This is a genomic window from Cohnella massiliensis (assembly GCF_900169535.1).
In the GTDB taxonomy this organism is placed as follows: domain Bacteria; phylum Bacillota; class Bacilli; order Paenibacillales; family Paenibacillaceae; genus Cohnella; species Cohnella algarum.
The window spans coordinates 44976-62867 of the sequence record NZ_LT821253.1; the positions used below are offsets into that span (position 1 = coordinate 44976).

Genomic DNA, 17892 nt, shown 5'->3' on the forward strand with positions numbered 1-17892 from the left:
GGGACGCTTCGGAGGTTACAGGACTTCCGGCGCCAAGGAAATGATTTTCATAAAGTCGCGTTCGCGCAGCTCGCGAGCGACAGGTCCGAAGATCCGCGTACCGCGCGGGCTCTTGTCTTCCTTAACGATAACAGCCGCATTTTCGTCGAATGCGATATAGGAGCCGTCCTTACGCCGCACCGAACGTTTCGTACGAACGATTACGCATTTGACGACGTCGCCTTTCTTGACAACGCCCCCTGGTGTTGCTTGTTTGACGGAAGCAACGATCAGGTCCCCGATGTGACCGACACGGCGTCCCGTACCGCCCAGCACGCGAATGCACATCAGTTCCTTCGCGCCGGAGTTGTCGGCTACGGCCAGTCTCGTAAACGGTTGAATCATCGCAGGTTCCTCCTTTCAGTCGTTAAATGTCGGTATTAGAGAATAACGGCTTTCTCGGTAACTTCGACCAGGCGCCATCTTTTGTCCTTGGACAGAGGGCGGGTCTCCATGATTTTCACGGTATCGCCGATTTTCGCTTCGTTGTTCTCGTCGTGAGCTTTGAATTTCTTCGTGTATTTAATGCGTTTGTGGTACAGGCTGTGTTTCTTGTAGGTTTCTACGGAAACGACGATCGTTTTGTCCATCTTGTCGCTGACGACTTTGCCGATCTGTACCTTGCGGGCATTGCGTTCGCTCATGGGTATCCTCCTTCCCGAGTACGTTGTTCGGGTTTATGGCCGGTCAAGAACCGATGCCGAGTTCACGTTCGTGCAAAATGGTTTTGGCCCGGGCGATTTGTCTGCGCAGCTCGCGAATGCGGTGCGGATTGTCCAATTGACCGGTAGCCAGTTGGAAACGGAGGTTAAACAATTCTTCCTTGAAACCGGCGACTTTCTGTTCGATTTCAACCGAAGTCAGGTTACGGAATTCACTGGCCTTCATTTGCTTCACCACCCAGTTCTTCGCGTTTCACGAACTTCGTCTTGATCGGCAGCTTGTGCGCCGCAAGACGCATCGCTTCGCGAGCGATCTCTTCGGAGACGCCGGCGAGTTCAAACAGGACTTTGCCCGGCTTGACCACGGCTACCCATTTCTCGACGTTACCTTTACCGCTACCCATCCGGACTTCAAGCGGCTTTTGGGTAATCGGCTTGGAAGGGAAAATTTTGATCCAGACTTTACCGCCCCGCTTGATGTAACGGGTCATGGCGATACGGGCGGCTTCGATCTGACGGTTCGTTACCCAGGCAGGCTCTTGAGCTTGCAGGCCGAATTCGCCGAAGCTTACCGTCGTGCCGCCTTTCGCTTGGCCTTTCATTTTGCCGCGGTGCTGTTTGCGGTGTTTGACGCGTTTAGGGACCAACATGATCAGTTGCCTCCTTCCTCAACGGCGGCTTTCTTCTTCTTCGCCGGAAGGACTTCGCCGCGATAGATCCAAACTTTCACGCCGATGCGTCCGTAGGTCGTATGAGCTTCAGCCGTTCCATAGTCGATATCGGCGCGCAGCGTGTGCAGAGGAACCGTACCTTCGCTGTACCCTTCGGTACGAGCGATTTCCGCTCCGCCCAGACGTCCGCTGACCGATGTTTTGATGCCTTTTGCGCCGGAACGCAGCGTGCGTTGAATCGATTGCTTCATCGCGCGGCGGAACGAAATGCGGCGTTCCAGCTGTTGAGCGATGCTTTCCGCAACCAAGACAGCGTCGAGTTCCGGATTTTTGATTTCGGAGATGTTGATATGAACTTTTTTGCCGTTCGTCAGCTTCGTCAGCGCGCCGCGAAGCACTTCGACTTCGGCTCCGCCCTTGCCGATAACCATGCCCGGCTTGGCGGTGTGAATCGTTACGTTGACGCGGTTCGCCGCGCGCTCGATTTCGATGTGCGAAACGGCTGCGTCTTTCAGCTTATTTTTAAGGAATTCGCGGATTTTGACGTCTTCCATCAGAAGATCGCCGAAATCTTTGTCGGCATACCATTTCGATTCCCAATCGCGGATAATGCCGATGCGAAGACCGACGGGATTTACCTTTTGACCCACACGTTGTCCCTCCTTATTTTTCGGATACGACCAGCGTAATGTGGCTGGTCCGCTTGAAGATGCTGAATGCACGACCCTGGGAGCGCGGTTGGAACCGTTTCAGGGTAGGACCCTCGTTGACGTAAGCTTCGGTGATGACCAGCTTGTTTACGTCCAGTTGGTAGTTGTGCTCAGCATTCGCCACAGCAGAGTTCAGCAGCTTCTCCAGTACCGGAGATGCCGAACGCGGCGTATGGCGCAGAATCGCGACCGCTTCGCCCACTTGCTTGCCGCGGATCAGGTCCACGACCAGTCTGACTTTGCGGGCCGGAATGCGAATGTATCTCGCTACGGCTTTCGCTTCTTGTGCCATCGTTGTACCTCCCTCCGTACGTTACGTTCGCCGGTCGCCCGGCGCACGCTTCGTTATCTTCTGCCCGTTTTCTTGTCGTCGTCCGTGTGTCCCTTGTACGTGCGCGTCGGAGCGAACTCCCCGAGCTTGTGACCGACCATGTCTTCCGTCACATATACCGGAACGTGTTTGCGGCCGTCGTATACGGCAAAAGTATGACCGACGAATTGCGGAAAAATCGTCGAGCGACGGGACCACGTTTTGATGACGACCTTCTTGTTGGACTCGTTAAGCACTTCGACTTTCTTGAACAGATAGTCGTCGACGAAAGGTCCTTTTTTCAAGCTGCGACCCATGGTAAAATCCTCCTTTCAACCCGAAATGAGGGCTGGCCGTTATCGCCGTCAGGCGAATGAAGCTTACTTGCGGCGGCGAACAATATATTGGCTTGAAGCTTTTTTCTTCTTGCGGGTTTTGTAGCCGAGCGTCGGTTTGCCCCAAGGGGACATCGGCGACTTGCGACCGATCGGAGCGCGGCCTTCGCCGCCGCCGTGCGGGTGATCGACCGGGTTCATGACGACGCCGCGGACAACGGGACGTTTGCCCATGTTGCGCGAGCGTCCGGCTTTGCCGACGTTGATCAGCTCATGGTCTTGATTGCCCACGGTGCCGATCGTCGCGCGGCATTGCTTCAGAACGCGGCGGATTTCGCCGGAAGCGAGACGAATCGTAACGTATTTTTCTTCTTTGCCGAGCAGCTGAGCTTCGGTGCCGGCGGCGCGAACGAGCTGTCCGCCTTTGCCGGGCTTCAATTCGATGTTGTGGATAACCGTACCGACCGGGATGTTTTCAAGCGGCAATGCGTTGCCGACCTTGATGTCCGCATCCGCGCCGGATTGGATTTCGTCGCCGACTTTCAAGCCTTTGGGAGCGACGATGTAGCGTTTCTCTCCGTCCAGGTAGTTGATCAGGGCGATGTAAGAAGTACGGTTCGGATCGTATTCGATCGAAGCGACGCGTCCGGGCACGCCGTCCTTGTTCCGCTTGAAGTCGATGATCCGGTATTTCCGCTTGTGGCCGCCGCCTTGGTGACGGACCGTGATTTTACCCTGGTGGTTGCGGCCGCCGCGTTTCGGCAAAGGCGCGAGAAGCGATTTCTCCGGCTGCGACGTCGTAATTTCTTCAAACGTGGACATCGTCATTTCGCGACGGCTAGGCGATGTCGGTTTAAACTTTTTGACTGGCACTGGTTTTCCCTCCTTACCCTATAAACTTTTATACAGACGCTTCGAAAAATTCGAGCGGCTTGCTGTCCGCGGACAGTTGCACGATCGCTTTCTTCCATTCCGAGGAGTACCCGGAGTGGCGACCGTAACGGCGAGGCTTCGGCGGCACGCGCATCGTGTTGACGCTGGCGACCTTCACCTTGAAAATTTGTTCGACGGCTTGCTTGATTTCCGTTTTGTTAGCCTTGATGTCAACTTCGAACACGTATTTGAGCTGATCGATGAACTCGCTCGTGCGTTCCGTGATGACCGGCCGTTTAATAATATCGCGAGGGTTTTTCATTACGCGAATACCTCCTCGACTTTGGCGACCGCATCTTTGGTGATGATGAGCTTGTCATGCACCATGACGTCAAGCACGTTGATTCCGGAGGCGGAGACGAACTTCACTCCCGGGATGTTGCGTGCGGACAGGGCCACGTTGTTCTCGTAGTCGGCGGTAACGACAAGCGCCTTGCGCTCGACTTTGAGGTTGTTCAAAATTTTCGCGAATTCTTTCGTTTTCGGAGCGGCCATGCTCAGCGCGTCGAGAACGATAATTTCGCCCCCGATCACTTTGCTGGACAAAGCCGATTTGATCGCCAGACGGCGAACTTTGCGCGGCAGTTTGAAGCCGTAGCTGCGCGGAGTCGGTCCGAAAACGGTGCCGCCGCCTTTCCATTGCGGAGAGCGGATGCTGCCTTGACGGGCGCGGCCCGTGCCTTTTTGTTTCCATGGTTTGCGGCCGCCGCCGCGAACTTCGGAACGGCCTTTCGTTTTGTGCGTGCCTTGGCGAACGGATGCGAGCTGATTCACGACTGCGCTGTGCAGCACGTGAGTATTCGGATTAACTCCGAACACGCTCTCGGGCAAGTCGAATTCGCCGACTTGGCCGCCGTCCACGTTATATACAGTCACTTTCGGCATGAGTGGTCCTCCTTTCTAGGGGTGTTTAATTATTTCTTCACCGACGAGCGGACTTTGACGTAGCTGTTGCGAGCGCCCGGAATGGAGCCTTTGATCAGAATTACGTTGCGCTCGACGTCGACCTTGACGATTTCAAGGTTTTGGATCGTGATCGTTTCGTTGCCGAGACGACCGTGCATTTTCTTGCCTTTCGGCACGCGGTTGGCGTCGCGGATCGTGGCGAGCGAACCGTTGCCGCGGTGGTACTTGGAGCCGTGGGTCATCTTGCCGCGTTGGAAGCCCCAACGCTTGATGGCGCCGGCCGTGCCTTTGCCTTTGGAAATACCCGTTACGTCAACAAATTCACCTTCAGCAAACAGGTCAACTTTGACTTCCGCACCGACTTCCAGGTCGGAAGAACCGCTGATTTCACGGATGTAGCGCTTGGGCGCCGTGTTGGCCTTTTTAGCGTGACCTGTCTCCGGTTTGTTCGCCAGTTTCGCGCGTTTGTCGGAGAAGCCCAGCTGGATCGCTTCGTAACCGTCGTTGTCTACCGTTTTCTTCTGGAGCACGACGTTCGGAGTCGCTTCGATAACCGTAACCGGCACAACGTTGCCGTTAGCGGAGAACACTTGCGTCATCCCGATTTTACGTCCCAAGATTCCTTTCATGTTGACACCTCTTTTCCTTCATGCGATGGATTTCTTTGTTCTTGTATGGCCTATTAGAGCTTGATTTCGATGTCCACGCCGGACGGCAAGTCGAGACGCATCAATGCGTCGACCGTTTGCGGTGTCGGATTGACGATGTCAATCAAGCGCTTGTGCGTACGCATTTCGAATTGTTCCCGCGAATCCTTGTACTTGTGTACCGCGCGCAAAATCGTGATGACCTGTTTTTCGGTCGGCAGCGGGATCGGTCCCGATACGCCGGCGCCGGTACGTTTAGCCGTGTCTACGATTTTTTCCGCGGATTGATCGAGAATGCGGTGATCGTAGGCTTTCAAACGGATACGGATTTTTTGCTTCGCCATAGAAATTCCCTCCTTCATTCGCCCAATTTTGGAATCGGACATACTCCGCGAGAATAACCCGGCAGCGTCCCGTCCACCCCTCTATGGCAAAGGGGCCGGGTGTGTCGGCAACCTCTCGCATCATCGCACAGTCACAGACCAACATTCACTATTATAGCGATCTGCCCATGCGATTGCAACAAAATTTTTTCATTTTCATAAACTGGCGTTCCGTCGGCAAACTGCCGCTCGCGAACGGCTTGCGAATCCACCGTATTTCTTCCTATATAATAGAAGGAACTCAATTCGGCAGCTTGCTCGGCTGACGGCTGCCGCCAAGAAAGATCCTGCGCGTCGTGGGCTGCCGTTTCTTTAGGATCGCTTCCGCTTCCTTTATCAAATCTTCGAAGAACTCGGCTTGGAGCTCTTTCCTGATGATCTGTAGCATTCGAGTCAGCGTATCATTGCTCGCTTTTTCGAGAACGCGCCCCAAAACGTCGGGGTTGACGGCCAAATCGCTAATCAGCTCCGCCGTATTTTCGACATCGTCGATGTTGATTTGATCCTCTAAAAAGGGCTTGATTAGTTCGTTAAAATCCTGATCGGAGATGATTTCCGGGTTTTGCGCCATATCCGAGTAATCGTTTTTCGGATCGTTCTCGTCCTCGCTTCTTTCCTCGTCGCGCGTTTCCGCCGAAAATCCGCCGAAGCTGATTCGCCGCCGCCGGTATGCCGAATCGGCGAGCTTGCCGAAACGATGAGGCGCGATCAAGCCTTCTTCGTCCCCGGAAAGCACGGAGCTGGCGATGGCTTCGTTCGACCGCTCTATATTCCAGTCGGGCGCGAGCATCTCGACCTCTTCGTCGATCGGCCGGATATGCTCGGGCGGTATGAGAGATTTCGTTTTCCGGGCTTCCGGGATATGCATCGGGTCGACCAGAAGCTTCGATCGTTGACCCTTGTCCAGAAAAACGCGCGCGATTTTCGGGTTTTTTCCCTTTTCGCTCAACCTTTCGCCATACTCGTCGGCCGTTTTCCGGTCCGTTGCGACATGAACGAAGTTTTTGCTCGTTTCGACGAAAAACTCGTCCTCCGCTTCGGAAGCTCCGCCGACTCCTCCATGAGACGGATCAAGCCCTTTGCTCAAAATGCCGCTATAATTATCGAGATCTGACGCATGAAAATATCGGGATTGATGATAAAGCTCCGACAGCCGTTCCGTTTGAAACGATTCGATTTCCGCCAGCAGCTGTTCCATATTTTCGATGTCGTAGTTCGTTTCGCTTTCCCACATCTTTTTCATCGTTTTTTGCTGATCTTCTTCCAGGCGCAAATAGAGCTTCGCGATATCGGGCGACTTTTCGCTGAGCTCCTTGTACGAGCCGCTGTTGTTGATCATTCGCTGAATCGGCATCTCGCCGGTTTCGGACTTCCTCCCTCCGCCGAATCCCATCATGCGGGAGACCGCCTGATTGCCGAGGTGCCGCTGAAGCGACTGAATATCGCCGAACGAATGAGCATCGGCCGCGCGGGCGCCGTTGGCGTTCGCCTTGTTCGGGGCAGCTTGCCCCGGCTTCTTTCCGTCAAAACTAGCAAATTTCAATGGAATGACCTCCAAGGAATAAACATGAGCGGCCATACAAGTATACCATATGCTTCCATCTGCGCGAAACTTCGCACCGTCGCCCGAACGCAAAAAAACGCACCCGATAAGCTCGGGTGCGTCTCCTTGAATGGCAAATTACTTTTGAATCGTAGCGACGGCGCCTGCGCCAACCGTACGGCCGCCTTCGCGGATGGAGAAGCGAGTGCCTTCTTCAACGGCGATCGGAGCGATCAGTTGAACGGATACCGTGATGTTGTCGCCAGGCATAACCATTTCCGTGCCTTCCGGCAGGTTGATGATGCCCGTAACGTCCGTCGTCCGGAAGTAGAATTGCGGACGGTAGCCCGTGAAGAAAGGCTTATGACGGCCGCCTTCTTCTTTGGTCAGGACGTAGATTTGAGCGGTGAATTCCGTGTGCGGCTTAACCGAACCCGGCTTGGCCAGAACTTGTCCGCGCTCGATGTCTTTGCGGTCAACGCCGCGCAGCAGGGCGCCGATGTTGTCGCCGGCTTGAGCGGAGTCGAGCAGCTTGCGGAACATTTCAACGCCGGTAACGACGGATTTGCGGCTGTCTTCGACAAGACCGATGATTTCGATTTCGTCGCCGACTTTGACCGTACCGCGCTCAACGCGACCCGTAGCAACCGTACCGCGGCCCGTGATCGTGAACACGTCTTCGACCGGCATCAGGAACGGCTTGGAAACGTCGCGTACCGGTTCCGGAATGTAGGTATCGATTTGCTCGAACAGTTCGACGATCTTGTCTGCCCAAGGACCGTCCGGGTTTTGCAGGGCTTCGCGAGCCGCGCCGCGAATGATCGGCGTGTCGTCGCCCGGGAACTCGTATTCGTTCAGCAGGTCGCGTACTTCCATTTCGACCAGCTCAAGCAGTTCTTCGTCTTCAACCATGTCGCATTTGTTCAGGAATACGACGATGTAAGGAACGCCGACTTGCTTGGAGAGCAGGATGTGCTCGCGCGTTTGCGGCATCGGGCCGTCAGCGGCGGATACGACGAGGATCGCGCCGTCCATTTGCGCTGCGCCGGTGATCATGTTTTTAACGTAGTCGGCGTGTCCGGGGCAGTCAACGTGAGCATAGTGACGGTTCGGCGTTTCGTATTCGACGTGAGCGGTGGAAATCGTGATCCCGCGCTCGCGTTCTTCCGGAGCTTTGTCGATTTGGTCGAATGCGACGGCAGCGCCGCCGTATTTTTTGGAAAGAACCGTCGTGATCGCAGCCGTCAGCGTCGTTTTGCCGTGGTCGACGTGACCGATCGTGCCGATATTAACGTGCGGTTTAGTACGTTCAAACTTAGCCTTTGCCATTGAAATGTTCTCCTCCTTATAAGTAAAGGAATTTTATGGGTTGACGGGGGAAGCCGGCATGCGCCGGCCTCGGCCCGTCCAAATCCAGAACGGATCAAGCGCCTTTGTTCTTCGAGATGATTTCGTCCGCGATCGATTTCGGCACTTCTTCGTAGTGCGACAGTTCCATCGAGAACACGCCGCGGCCTTGGGTGCCGGAACGAAGTACGGTCGAATAGCCGAACATTTCCGCGAGCGGTACTTTCGCTCTGACGATCAAAGCGCCATGGCGGGTATCGCTGCCTTCAATGCGTCCGCGGCGGGAGCTGAGCATGCCCATGACATCGCCCATATACTCTTCCGGAACGGTAACTTCGACTTTCATGATCGGCTCGAGCAGAACCGGAGCGCATTTGTCTTTCGCGTTTTTAAGCGCCATGGAGCCGGCGATCTTAAACGCCATTTCGTTGGAGTCGACGTCATGGTACGATCCGTCGAAGATCGTAGCCTTGATATCGACGAGCGGGAAGCCGGCAAGCACGCCGTTTTTCATCGCTTCTTCGATACCGGCTTGTACCGGCGCGATGTATTCGCGCGGTACGACGCCGCCGACAACCTTGTTCTCGAATACGAAGCCTGCTCCGGCTTCGAGCGGTTCGAACTCGATCCAACAGTGGCCGTATTGGCCGCGGCCGCCGGATTGGCGAACGAACTTGCCTTCGACCTTCGCGGCTTGGCGGAACGTCTCGCGGTAAGCGACTTGCGGCTTGCCGACATTCGTTTCGACTTTAAACTCGCGAAGCATCCGGTCGACGAGAATTTCAAGGTGAAGCTCGCCCATGCCGGCGATGATCGTTTGTCCCGTTTCTTCGTCGGTATGCGCGCGGAAGGTCGGGTCTTCTTCGGCCAGCTTCTGCAGAGCGATCCCCATCTTGTCTTGGTCGGCCTTCGTTTTCGGCTCGACGGCAAGCTGGATAACCGGTTCCGGGAAGTTCATGGATTCGAGAATAACCGGGTTCTTCTCGTCGCACAGCGTATCGCCCGTCGTCGTGTCTTTCAAACCGACGGCAGCGGCGATGTCGCCGGAGTAAACGACGCTGATCTCCTGACGGCTGTTCGCGTGCATTTGCAGAATCCGTCCGATCCGTTCGCGCTTGTTCTTCGTCGCGTTGATGACGTACGAACCGGAGTTCAGAACGCCGGAATAGACGCGGAAGAACGTCAGCTTGCCGACGAACGGGTCGGTCATGATTTTGAACGCAAGCGCGGCGAACGGTTGATCGTCGGCCGATTTGCGCGTCGTTTCCGTGCCGTCCTCGAGCGTACCCTTGATGTCCGGTACGTCGGTCGGAGCCGGCAGGTAGTCGACGACTGCGTCCAGCATCGGCTGAACGCCTTTATTGCGGTAAGACGAGCCGCAGACGACGGGGAAGATTTTCACTTCGACGACGCCTTTGCGGAGAGCCGCTTTGATCTCGGGGACCGTCAGCTCTTCGCCTTCGAGGTACTTCATCATCAGTTCCTCGTCCAGCTCGGCCACTTTTTCTACCAATTCAAGACGCAGCTCTTCCACCTTGTCCGCAAGCTCGGCCGGGATTTCGGATTTGAGCGGCTCTTTGCCAAGATCGTCTTGATAAACGTAAGCAACCCGTTCGATCAGGTCGATCATGCCTTTGAAGTCGTTCTCGGCGCCGATCGGCAGTTGAATGGCGACGGCATTGGCTTGCAGACGCTCGCGCATGTCTTTGACGACATTGAGGAAGTCTGCGCCGATGATGTCCATCTTGTTGACGTAAGCGATACGCGGAACGCCGTAACGGTCGGCTTGACGCCATACCGTCTCGGATTGCGGTTCCACCCCTTCTTTGGCGCTGAATACGCCAACGGCTCCGTCCAATACGCGCAAGCTGCGCTCGACTTCCACGGTAAAGTCAACGTGTCCCGGGGTGTCGATAATATTGATGCGGTGACCCTTCCATTGAGCGGTCGTGGCGGCCGAAGTAATCGTGATGCCGCGCTCCTGCTCTTGCTCCATCCAGTCCATCGTGGCGGCGCCTTCGTGCACTTCGCCGATTTTGTGGACGCGTCCGGTGTAGAACAGGATCCGTTCGGTGGTCGTCGTCTTCCCCGCGTCAATATGCGCCATGATGCCGATATTGCGCGTATTCTGTAAGGAGAACTCCCTTGCCATGCATTTGTCTCCTTTCGGTTCTTCAGCTCCGCGGGATTACCAGCGGTAGTGTGCGAACGCTTTGTTGGCTTCTGCCATTTTGTGCGTGTCTTCGCGTTTCTTTACGGCTGCTCCCGTGTTGTTGGCAGCATCCATGATTTCGGCCGCGAGACGTTCTTCCATGGTCTTCTCTCCGCGATTGCGGGAGTAGTTGACGAGCCAGCGCAGTCCAAGGGACGTGCGGCGCTCCGGCTTGACTTCAACCGGAACTTGGTAGTTGGCGCCGCCTACGCGGCGAGCCTTGACTTCGAGAACGGGCATGATGTTCTTGATGGCCGCTTCGAATACTTCCATCGGATCTTTGCCGGAACGCTCCTGAATCAGATTGAAGGCATTGTACAGGAGTTGTTGGGCAACGCCTTTCTTGCCGTCGATCATGATCCGGTTGACGAGCCGGGTAACCAGTTTGCTGTTGTATACCGGATCCGGGAGAACGTCCCGTTTCGGTACCGGTCCTTTCCGTGGCATCGAAAAATTCCTCCTTCCCCATTGTTGGTAGCGCATAGCCGCGCCTATACATCCGTTCTAGGACGGCTGCCTATTATTTCTTCGCTTTAGCACGCTTCGTTCCGTATTTGGAACGGGCCTGCTTGCGGTTGTTGACGCCTGCGGTATCGAGCGCGCCGCGAACGATGTGATAACGGACACCCGGAAGGTCCTTGACCCGGCCGCCGCGAATGAGCACGACGCTGTGCTCTTGCAGGTTGTGGCCGATTCCCGGAATGTACGCGGTCACTTCTACGCGGTTCGTCAAGCGAACACGGGCGTATTTGCGAAGCGCCGAGTTCGGCTTCTTCGGGGTCATCGTACCTACGCGAGTGCAGACACCGCGTTTTTGCGGGGAGCTCAGATCGGTTTCTTCGCGTTTCAGCGCGTTGAAGCCCTTCTGCAGTGCAGGAGATTTCGATTTTACCACCTTAGGCTCACGGCCTTTGCGTACGAGCTGGTTGATTGTTGGCATGTTGCCACCCCCTTCCCATGATTTTGAGGCATATACGGTTTACGGCCGAGCATCCGTTTGCGAAGCCCACAGATCCAGGCGGTTCATTTTGAGAAGTGCGAAAGGGTCTGACCGTTTCCCTCTTGCGATAAGAACGGTTAGAACCCTAAAGAACTTATATCTCCACGACCGCGGCCATTGCCGTGCCGACATCGATTGCGCGCTAATCAGCCGGGCATCGTCCGATCGCACATTCTCTTGAACGACGTGCGAATCCGGATAGCCGGGTGAAAAAGAGCACCCTGCGCCGCCTTCCTCTATCTGCGATAATACAGATGAATACATTAAGGTCAGGCACACACTATGATATAGTAGCACCTGGGCTTTGGGATGTCAAGAATCCGGCCGGTTGAAAACAGGCGAAGCGGCCGATTTTTTTTCAGAACAATTTCCGCTTCATCAGCCTGCAGGCGATTTCCATCAGCGCGAGCGAATACAGCGCCGCAAACGCGATCGTAAACGCAACCCCGCCTGCGGAGCGCTCGTCGAATCGGATCAAAACGTCCATGACGCGAAATGCCGGCGGCAAGCTCCACGCGACAAATTTGATCAGCTCGGGCAGCCGTTCGCTAACGCCGAATCCGGCAATCGCCAGAGCCAGAACAAGCAGCAGGCCGATAAGCGAGGTTTGTTTTCTTCCGATCAGTTTGGACGAAAACAGACTCGCGCACCCGATGCCAAGCCAGGCGATCGCGATGTGCGCCGTCAATGCCGCGGTCAGCTCGGACAAATCGGGCGGTCTGTCGAACTTGTCCAAAATCGCGGGATAAGCGACGGCTCCGACAGCGAGCGCGGCTCCGATCAGCATGATAAGCAGCAGCTTCGCGCGGTAATACCGGACGGCGTTCCCCGCGTGCAGAACGGTCACCATCTGCTGGGTTTCGTTTTCCGCGTCGATATATCCGTATGCCATCCAGGCCATCGCCAAAAACAGCCAGACGGCCGTAAACGAGTAACTGTTCATGACCGGGTTCGGAGCGACGCTGTAGACGACGATCAGCACGATCGCGAACGCCAGAAATGAAGGCAAATACCGAATCGAACGAAGGTAGTCGCGGAAAAAATAACGAAGGAGAGCTTTCATCGTCCGTCCCTCCTCTGCCCGTCTTGCGGCTCTTCCCCGTATGTCCGGGCCACCGACACGACCGAAGCTCCTCCAGACAACAGCCGGAGCAGCCAGCCGTCGCAGCGGGCGGACTCAATCCGGCAGGCCAGCTTTCCGCCCGACAGCGAGTAGCTGACCATTCCCGGCAACTCCGGACGGTTCAGCAGGGCCATGACGGTTTCCGCCGCCGACTCCGGAACCCGGCACTCCACCGCGCAAAGCGGAGCCAATTCCACCGCTGCCTGCCGGTCATCCAGCAATCGTCCCTCCTTGAGCGACAATATGCGGGTGGCAAGTCGCGGCAGCCAATCGTTTTCGTGTCCTGTGATCACGATCGCGGTTCCATCCTCGCGCAGCCGGGCAAGCTTGCCGTACAGGTCCGCCTGGGTCTCGACGTCCAATCCGGAAAAAGGCTCGTCCAACAGCAACAAGTCGGGCTCCCCCAACGCCGCCTGGATCACGTTGATTTTTTGCAGCATCCCTTTGGAAAAATGCCGAATCTGCAGCTCGGCGTACGAATCGAGGCCGAAGTCTTGCAGCAGCCTTTCGATTCTTTGCCCGGCCGACTTCTTCTCCATGCCCGATATGGCAGCCATATGGCTTAAATACTCGATTGCCGTAAAGCGAAGCTTCGGAAACCGATCCGGCGCAAAACCGAATCTCGCGGCCTTCCCTCCCGAGGTGCCGACGGTACTGCTTCCGCCCGTCAGCCGGCTGAGGCCCGCCAGTATTTTCAGCAGCGTGCTTTTCCCCGAGCCGTTCGTTCCGACGACGGCGACGGTCTCTCCGGACCGAATGTCCAGCGTCAACGGGTAAAGCACGGTCCGGCCTTCGTAGCTTTTGCAAGCGTCATTCAGTTTGATGATGGGGGATGGGCTCATATTTTTCGTCTCCGCGATTTCGTTTCGGCAAATATCGAACACCCTTTTTACGAAACGGGCGACGGAAAGTTGCAAATGCGGCAGGCAAAAACGGAATCAAGCCTGCTAAAATTTGCTGTGGCGCGAAGAATGCAGGGTTGAGCAGGGTTGAGCAGGACGAATCGGGAGGATGCTGAGTTCGGCGAAGCTTGGTTGGATTTTGTCCAACCAAAACCGGTGTTTCCACGAAACACGTCATCTTCGTTGGATTTTGTCCAATCTGGCGAGGCCTTTTCCGCCTTTTCACCCAAATTCCATGTTTCTCGTTGGATTAAATCCACTCTAGCCCACGGTTTCCCCGTTTTCCGCTCTTTAGATTGGACAAAATCCAACCTAGCTCCTTTCGCTTGCGCGGCCCCACTCCTCCTCCCCTAATTTTTCCTAAAACGCTTTCGCAAGGCGAAGAACCTAAACTTTCCGGCATGCAAAAAACAGCGCCGCGAGGGCGCTGCTTTTGTAACCGGCAAGCCGGTTTATTCGATCGTGACGGCTTCGAGGCCTTCGGCCTCTTCCGCGGACTCGTCGAGCGGATCGACGATGCGGATGTTGCGGTAACGCGACATGCCCGTGCCCGCCGGAATGAGCTTGCCGATAATGACGTTCTCTTTCAGGCCGAGCAGGCGGTCGACTTTGCCCTTGATGGCGGCGTCGGTCAACACGCGCGTCGTTTCCTGGAAGGACGCCGCCGACAGGAAGGAGTCGGTTTCGAGCGAAGCCTTCGTAATCCCGAGAAGCACCGGACGCGCGACGGCAGGCTCGAGACCCGCCATGATCGCTTCGCGGTTGGCCGCTTCGTATTCGTGCACGTCGACGAACGCGCCGGGCAGAAGCGTCGTGTCGCCCGGATCGACGATCCGGATTTTGCGAAGCATCTGCTTGATCATGACTTCGACGTGCTTGTCGTTGATTTCAACGCCCTGGTTCCGGTATACCCGCTGCACTTCCTGCAGAATGTAGTTCTGCACGCCTCGGACGCCCTTGATGCGCAGCATTTCCTTCGGATCGATGGAACCGTCGGTCAGCTCGTCGCCGGCCTCGATTTGCAATCCTTCGTAAACGCGGATGCGCGAACCGTACGAAACGGAGTAAACTTTCGTTTCGGCATCGCCTTGAACTTCGATTTCGCGGCGGTCTTTCGCCTCGCGAATTTCCTTGATGACGCCGTCGATTTCGGAAATGACCGCCTGGCCTTTCGGATTCCGGGCTTCGAACAGCTCCTGGATCCGCGGAAGACCTTGCGTGATGTCATCGCCCGCAACGCCCCCGGTGTGGAACGTGCGCATCGTCAGCTGCGTACCCGGTTCGCCGATCGATTGGGCGGCGATGATGCCGACCGCTTCGCCGATCTCGACTTTTTTGCCGGTTGCCAGGTTCCGGCCGTAGCACATTTTGCAGACGCCGTGACGGGCGCGGCAGCTGAGCACGGAACGGATTTGCAGCTTCGTGACGCCCGCGGACACGATTTCCTCGGCTTTGACCGAGTCGATCAAATCGTTGCGGCCGACGATAATTTCGCCGGTTTCCGGATGGCGCACCGTCTCGAACGCGTAGCGGCCTTCGATGCGGTCGTACAGATCCTCGATGATCTCCTTGCCGTCCTCGATCCGCGACACGACGATGCCTTTGTCCGTGCCGCAATCTTCCTCGCGAACGATTACGTCCTGCGCGACGTCGACGAGACGGCGGGTCAAGTAACCCGAGTCGGCGGTCCGCAGCGCCGTATCGGCAAGACCTTTACGCGCGCCGTGCGTCGAGATGAAGTACTCGAGGACGGTCAGGCCTTCGCGGAAGTTCGATTTGATCGGAAGCTCGAAGATGCGGCCCGACGGCGTCGCCATAAGGCCCCGCATCCCGCCGAGCTGCGTGATCTGCGATTTGTTGCCCCGCGCCTTGGAGTCGACCATGAGCATGATGGAGTTGTAACGGTCCATCGATTTCATGAGGACGTCCGTAATTTCGTCCTTCGTCTTCGACCAGATGTCGATGACGCGGTCGTAGCGTTCTTCGTCGGTAATCAAGCCGCGGCGGTACTGGTTCGTAATGACCTTGACCTTTTCCTCGGATTGCTCGAGAATTTTCGCCTTTTCCTGCGGAACGATAACGTCGGCGACGCCGACCGTAATCCCCGCGCGCGTGGAGTAGGTAAACCCGAGCTGCTTGATGTCGTCGAGAATGACCGACGTCTTCATCGTGTGGTACTGGTTGAAGCACTCGCCGATGATGTTGCCCAAATATTCTTTGCCGACGGCGCCCGGCGTGCCAAGCTCGGCCATGAACTTGTCGACGTCCGCGCCTTTGTCGTAGATGAAATATTTATCCGGCGTGCCTTTCAGCAGATTTTCCTTCGTCGCTTCGTTGATGTACGGGAACGACGACGGGAAAATTTCGTTGAAAATGATTTTGCCGATCGTCGTCACGAGCAATGCGTCCTGCTGCTCCGGCGTGAACGACTCTTTCTTGAGCGCCTTGGCCGGAATGACGACGCGCGCATGCAGGTCCGCGACGCCGCGCTGGTAAGCGGACACCGCTTCGTTGACGTCGGCGAGGCGCAGGCCGGAGCCTTTCGCTTCCTTGTTGTCCATCGTCAGGTAGTAGCAGCCGAGGACCATGTCCTGCGACGGCGTAACGACCGGCTTGCCGTCCTTCGGGTTCAGGATGTTTCCGGACGCCAGCATGAGCAGGCGGGCTTCCGCTTGCGCTTCGGCGGACAGCGGAACGTGAACGGCCATCTGGTCGCCGTCGAAGTCGGCGTTGTACGCCGTACAGACGAGCGGGTGCAGCTTGATGGCGCGGCCTTCGACGAGCGTCGGCTCGAACGCCTGGATGCCGAGACGGTGAAGCGTCGGCGCGCGGTTCAGCAGAACCGGGTGCTCCTTGATCACTTCTTCGAGCACGTCCCACACTTCGGGGCTGACGCGCTCGACTTTCCGTTTCGCGCTCTTGATGTTGTGCGCCTGGCCTTTAAGCACAAGCTCCTTCATGACGAAAGGCTTGAACAGCTCCAGCGCCATTTCCTTCGGCAGGCCGCATTGGTACATTTTCAGGCTCGGGCCGACGACGATAACGGAACGGCCGGAATAGTCGACGCGTTTGCCGAGCAGGTTCTGACGGAAACGGCCTTGCTTGCCCTTCAGCATATGGCTGAGGGATTTGAGCGGACGGTTGCCCGGGCCCGTGACCGGACGGCCGCGGCGGCCGTTGTCGATCAGCGCGTCGACGGCTTCCTGGAGCATCCGCTTCTCGTTTTGGACGATGATGTCCGGAGCGCCCAGGTCGAGCAGCCGCTTCAGCCGGTTGTTCCGGTTGATCACGCGGCGGTACAGGTCGTTCAGGTCGCTCGTCGCGAAGCGGCCGCCGTCCAGCTGAACCATCGGGCGCAGCTCCGGCGGAATGACCGGAAGCACGTCCAGGATCATCCAGTCCGGAAGGTTGCCGGAATTGCGGAACGCCTCGATCACTTCCAGGCGCTTGATCGCGCGGTTGCGGCGCTGGCCTTGGGCCGTGCGCAGCTCTTCCTTGAGCATTTCCAGCTCGCGGTCGAGATCGATATCCTGAAGCAGCTTTTTGACCGCTTCGGCTCCCATTCCCGCTTGGAACGCATAGCCGTACTTCTCGCGGTAGCTGCGGTATTCTTTTTCGGACAAAAGCTGTTTTTTCTCCAGCGGCGTGTCGCCCGGGTCGGTCACGACGTAGGATGCGAAGTAGATGATCTCTTCAAGCGAACGGGGCGACATGTCGAGCGCCAGCCCCATCCGGCTCGGGATCCCTTTGAAGTACCAAATGTGCGAAACCGGCGCGGCCAGCTCGATATGGCCCATCCGTTCGCGGCGCACTTTGGCGCGCGTCACTTCGACGCCGCAGCGGTCGCAGACGACGCCTTTGTAGCGGACGCGCTTGTATTTGCCGCAATGGCATTCCCAATCCTTGGTCGGCCCGAAAATCTTCTCGCAGAACAGGCCTTCCTTCTCCGGCTTCAGCGTCCGGTAGTTGATCGTTTCCGGCTTTTTCACTTCGCCTCTCGACCAGGACCGAATTTTGTCCGGGGAAGCCAAGCCAATTTTCATAAACTCGAAATTGTTGACGTCTAACAAGGAGCAAGCCCTCCTTCATGGTTGCTGCGATTTTCGAAACAAATGGCAGGGCGGACGGTTGTCTGCCCTTACAAGCGGCAGAAGAACGGCGGCTGGCGC

21 protein-coding genes are annotated in these 17892 nt (G+C 56.6%); all 21 read right to left on the reverse strand.

Annotated features, from left to right (window positions below; genetic code table 11):
* Window positions 1-15 precede the first annotated feature (15 nt).
* The 21 genes from rplN to rpoC all read right to left on the reverse strand — a co-directional run bounded on the left by rplN (window position 16) and on the right by rpoC (window position 17766).
* Window positions 16-384 (reverse strand): 50S ribosomal protein L14, encoded by a 369-nt coding sequence (gene rplN / locus B7E11_RS02120; RefSeq protein ID WP_027087361.1) that lies wholly within the window; start codon window positions 382-384, stop codon window positions 16-18.
* 35 nt (window positions 385-419) lie between these two features.
* Window positions 420-683 (reverse strand): 30S ribosomal protein S17, encoded by a 264-nt coding sequence (rpsQ, locus tag B7E11_RS02125; RefSeq protein WP_080831976.1) that lies wholly within the window; start codon window positions 681-683, stop codon window positions 420-422.
* A 43-nt stretch (window positions 684-726) separates the two neighbouring features.
* Window positions 727-927 (reverse strand): 50S ribosomal protein L29, encoded by a 201-nt coding sequence (rpmC, locus tag B7E11_RS02130; RefSeq protein ID WP_080831977.1) that lies wholly within the window; start codon window positions 925-927, stop codon window positions 727-729.
* Complete coding sequence (gene rplP / locus B7E11_RS02135) at window positions 914-1351, reverse strand: 50S ribosomal protein L16 (protein ID WP_080831978.1); 438 nt, start codon at window positions 1349-1351, stop codon at window positions 914-916. The genes rpmC and rplP overlap by 14 nt, the downstream gene beginning before the upstream one ends.
* A gap of 2 nt (window positions 1352-1353) precedes the next feature.
* A complete protein-coding gene (gene rpsC, locus B7E11_RS02140) occupies window positions 1354-2022 on the reverse strand; it encodes a 30S ribosomal protein S3 (RefSeq protein ID WP_080831979.1) in 669 nt (222 codons plus the stop codon).
* Window positions 2023-2035: 13 nt separating this feature from the next.
* Window positions 2036-2374: a 50S ribosomal protein L22 gene (gene rplV, locus B7E11_RS02145; protein ID WP_080831980.1), complete on the reverse strand. Its 339-nt coding sequence runs from the start codon at window positions 2372-2374 to the stop codon at window positions 2036-2038.
* Window positions 2375-2427: 53 nt separating this feature from the next.
* On the reverse strand, window positions 2428-2709 hold the full coding sequence (gene rpsS, locus B7E11_RS02150) for a 30S ribosomal protein S19 (protein ID WP_080831981.1): 282 nt from the start codon (window positions 2707-2709) through the stop codon (window positions 2428-2430).
* Between the two features lie 63 nt (window positions 2710-2772).
* Complete coding sequence (gene rplB / locus B7E11_RS02155; RefSeq protein ID WP_080831982.1) at window positions 2773-3600, reverse strand: 50S ribosomal protein L2; 828 nt, start codon at window positions 3598-3600, stop codon at window positions 2773-2775.
* A 28-nt stretch (window positions 3601-3628) separates the two neighbouring features.
* Complete coding sequence (gene rplW, locus B7E11_RS02160) at window positions 3629-3922, reverse strand: 50S ribosomal protein L23 (protein ID WP_080831983.1); 294 nt, start codon at window positions 3920-3922, stop codon at window positions 3629-3631.
* Window positions 3922-4545, reverse strand: coding sequence for a 50S ribosomal protein L4 (gene rplD / locus B7E11_RS02165; RefSeq protein ID WP_080831984.1), 624 nt, complete (start codon window positions 4543-4545; stop codon window positions 3922-3924). Before rplD ends, rplW begins: the two co-directional genes overlap by 1 nt.
* A 29-nt stretch (window positions 4546-4574) precedes the next feature.
* The gene (gene rplC, locus B7E11_RS02170; RefSeq protein ID WP_080831985.1) at window positions 4575-5195 is read right to left on the reverse strand and encodes a 50S ribosomal protein L3; all 621 of its coding nucleotides are present in this window, start codon (window positions 5193-5195) and stop codon (window positions 4575-4577) included.
* Between the two features lie 53 nt (window positions 5196-5248).
* A complete protein-coding gene (gene rpsJ / locus B7E11_RS02175; protein ID WP_019006420.1) occupies window positions 5249-5557 on the reverse strand; it encodes a 30S ribosomal protein S10 in 309 nt (102 codons plus the stop codon).
* A gap of 280 nt (window positions 5558-5837) precedes the next feature.
* Entirely contained in the window at window positions 5838-7139 is a 1302-nt protein-coding gene (locus B7E11_RS02180; protein ID WP_080831986.1) for a hypothetical protein, read from the reverse strand.
* A gap of 138 nt (window positions 7140-7277) precedes the next feature.
* Window positions 7278-8468 (reverse strand): elongation factor Tu, encoded by a 1191-nt coding sequence (tuf, locus tag B7E11_RS02185; RefSeq protein WP_080831987.1) that lies wholly within the window; start codon window positions 8466-8468, stop codon window positions 7278-7280.
* Between the two features lie 94 nt (window positions 8469-8562).
* Window positions 8563-10638: an elongation factor G gene (gene fusA, locus B7E11_RS02190; protein ID WP_080831988.1), complete on the reverse strand. Its 2076-nt coding sequence runs from the start codon at window positions 10636-10638 to the stop codon at window positions 8563-8565.
* Between the two features lie 36 nt (window positions 10639-10674).
* A complete protein-coding gene (gene rpsG, locus B7E11_RS02195; RefSeq protein ID WP_080831989.1) occupies window positions 10675-11145 on the reverse strand; it encodes a 30S ribosomal protein S7 in 471 nt (156 codons plus the stop codon).
* Between the two features lie 73 nt (window positions 11146-11218).
* Window positions 11219-11638 carry a 30S ribosomal protein S12 gene (gene rpsL, locus B7E11_RS02200; protein ID WP_080831990.1) on the reverse strand — a complete coding sequence of 140 codons (420 nt, stop codon included), beginning with the start codon at window positions 11636-11638 and terminating at the stop codon, window positions 11219-11221.
* Window positions 11639-12056: 418 nt separating this feature from the next.
* A complete protein-coding gene (locus B7E11_RS02205; RefSeq protein ID WP_080831991.1) occupies window positions 12057-12761 on the reverse strand; it encodes a hypothetical protein in 705 nt (234 codons plus the stop codon).
* Entirely contained in the window at window positions 12758-13663 is a 906-nt protein-coding gene (locus tag B7E11_RS02210) for an ABC transporter ATP-binding protein (RefSeq protein WP_139787042.1), read from the reverse strand. Before B7E11_RS02210 ends, B7E11_RS02205 begins: the two co-directional genes overlap by 4 nt.
* Window positions 13632-13889, reverse strand: a complete 258-nt coding sequence (locus B7E11_RS29320; RefSeq protein WP_176220575.1) for a protein kinase family protein — start codon at window positions 13887-13889, stop codon at window positions 13632-13634. The genes B7E11_RS02210 and B7E11_RS29320 overlap by 32 nt, the downstream gene beginning before the upstream one ends.
* A gap of 286 nt (window positions 13890-14175) precedes the next feature.
* Window positions 14176-17766: a DNA-directed RNA polymerase subunit beta' gene (rpoC, locus tag B7E11_RS02215; RefSeq protein WP_205432801.1), complete on the reverse strand. Its 3591-nt coding sequence runs from the start codon at window positions 17764-17766 to the stop codon at window positions 14176-14178.
* Window positions 17767-17892: the final 126 nt, after the last annotated feature.

Bases quoted from the DNA above. Each gene is read 5' to 3' on its own strand.
- rplN (WP_027087361.1), bottom strand. From the start codon at position 384: ATGATTCAACCGTTTACGAGACTGGCCGTAGCCGACAACTCCGGCGCG.
- rpsQ (WP_080831976.1), bottom strand. From the start codon at position 683: ATGAGCGAACGCAATGCCCGCAAGGTACAGATCGGCAAAGTCGTCAGC.
- rpmC (WP_080831977.1), bottom strand. From the start codon at position 927: ATGAAGGCCAGTGAATTCCGTAACCTGACTTCGGTTGAAATCGAACAG.
- rplP (WP_080831978.1), bottom strand. From the start codon at position 1,351: ATGTTGGTCCCTAAACGCGTCAAACACCGCAAACAGCACCGCGGCAAA.
- rplV (WP_080831980.1), bottom strand. From the start codon at position 2,374: ATGGCACAAGAAGCGAAAGCCGTAGCGAGATACATTCGCATTCCGGCC.
- rpsS (WP_080831981.1), bottom strand. From the start codon at position 2,709: ATGGGTCGCAGCTTGAAAAAAGGACCTTTCGTCGACGACTATCTGTTC.
- rplW (WP_080831983.1), bottom strand. From the start codon at position 3,922: ATGAAAAACCCTCGCGATATTATTAAACGGCCGGTCATCACGGAACGC.
- rplD (WP_080831984.1), bottom strand. From the start codon at position 4,545: ATGCCGAAAGTGACTGTATATAACGTGGACGGCGGCCAAGTCGGCGAA.
- rplC (WP_080831985.1), bottom strand. From the start codon at position 5,195: ATGAAAGGAATCTTGGGACGTAAAATCGGGATGACGCAAGTGTTCTCC.
- rpsJ (WP_019006420.1), bottom strand. From the start codon at position 5,557: ATGGCGAAGCAAAAAATCCGTATCCGTTTGAAAGCCTACGATCACCGC.
- tuf (WP_080831987.1), bottom strand. From the start codon at position 8,468: ATGGCAAAGGCTAAGTTTGAACGTACTAAACCGCACGTTAATATCGGC.
- fusA (WP_080831988.1), bottom strand. From the start codon at position 10,638: ATGGCAAGGGAGTTCTCCTTACAGAATACGCGCAATATCGGCATCATG.
- rpsG (WP_080831989.1), bottom strand. From the start codon at position 11,145: ATGCCACGGAAAGGACCGGTACCGAAACGGGACGTTCTCCCGGATCCG.
- rpsL (WP_080831990.1), bottom strand. From the start codon at position 11,638: ATGCCAACAATCAACCAGCTCGTACGCAAAGGCCGTGAGCCTAAGGTG.
- B7E11_RS02205 (WP_080831991.1), bottom strand. From the start codon at position 12,761: ATGAAAGCTCTCCTTCGTTATTTTTTCCGCGACTACCTTCGTTCGATT.
- B7E11_RS02210 (WP_139787042.1), bottom strand. From the start codon at position 13,663: ATGAGCCCATCCCCCATCATCAAACTGAATGACGCTTGCAAAAGCTAC.
- rpoC (WP_205432801.1), bottom strand. From the start codon at position 17,766: ATGAAAATTGGCTTGGCTTCCCCGGACAAAATTCGGTCCTGGTCGAGA.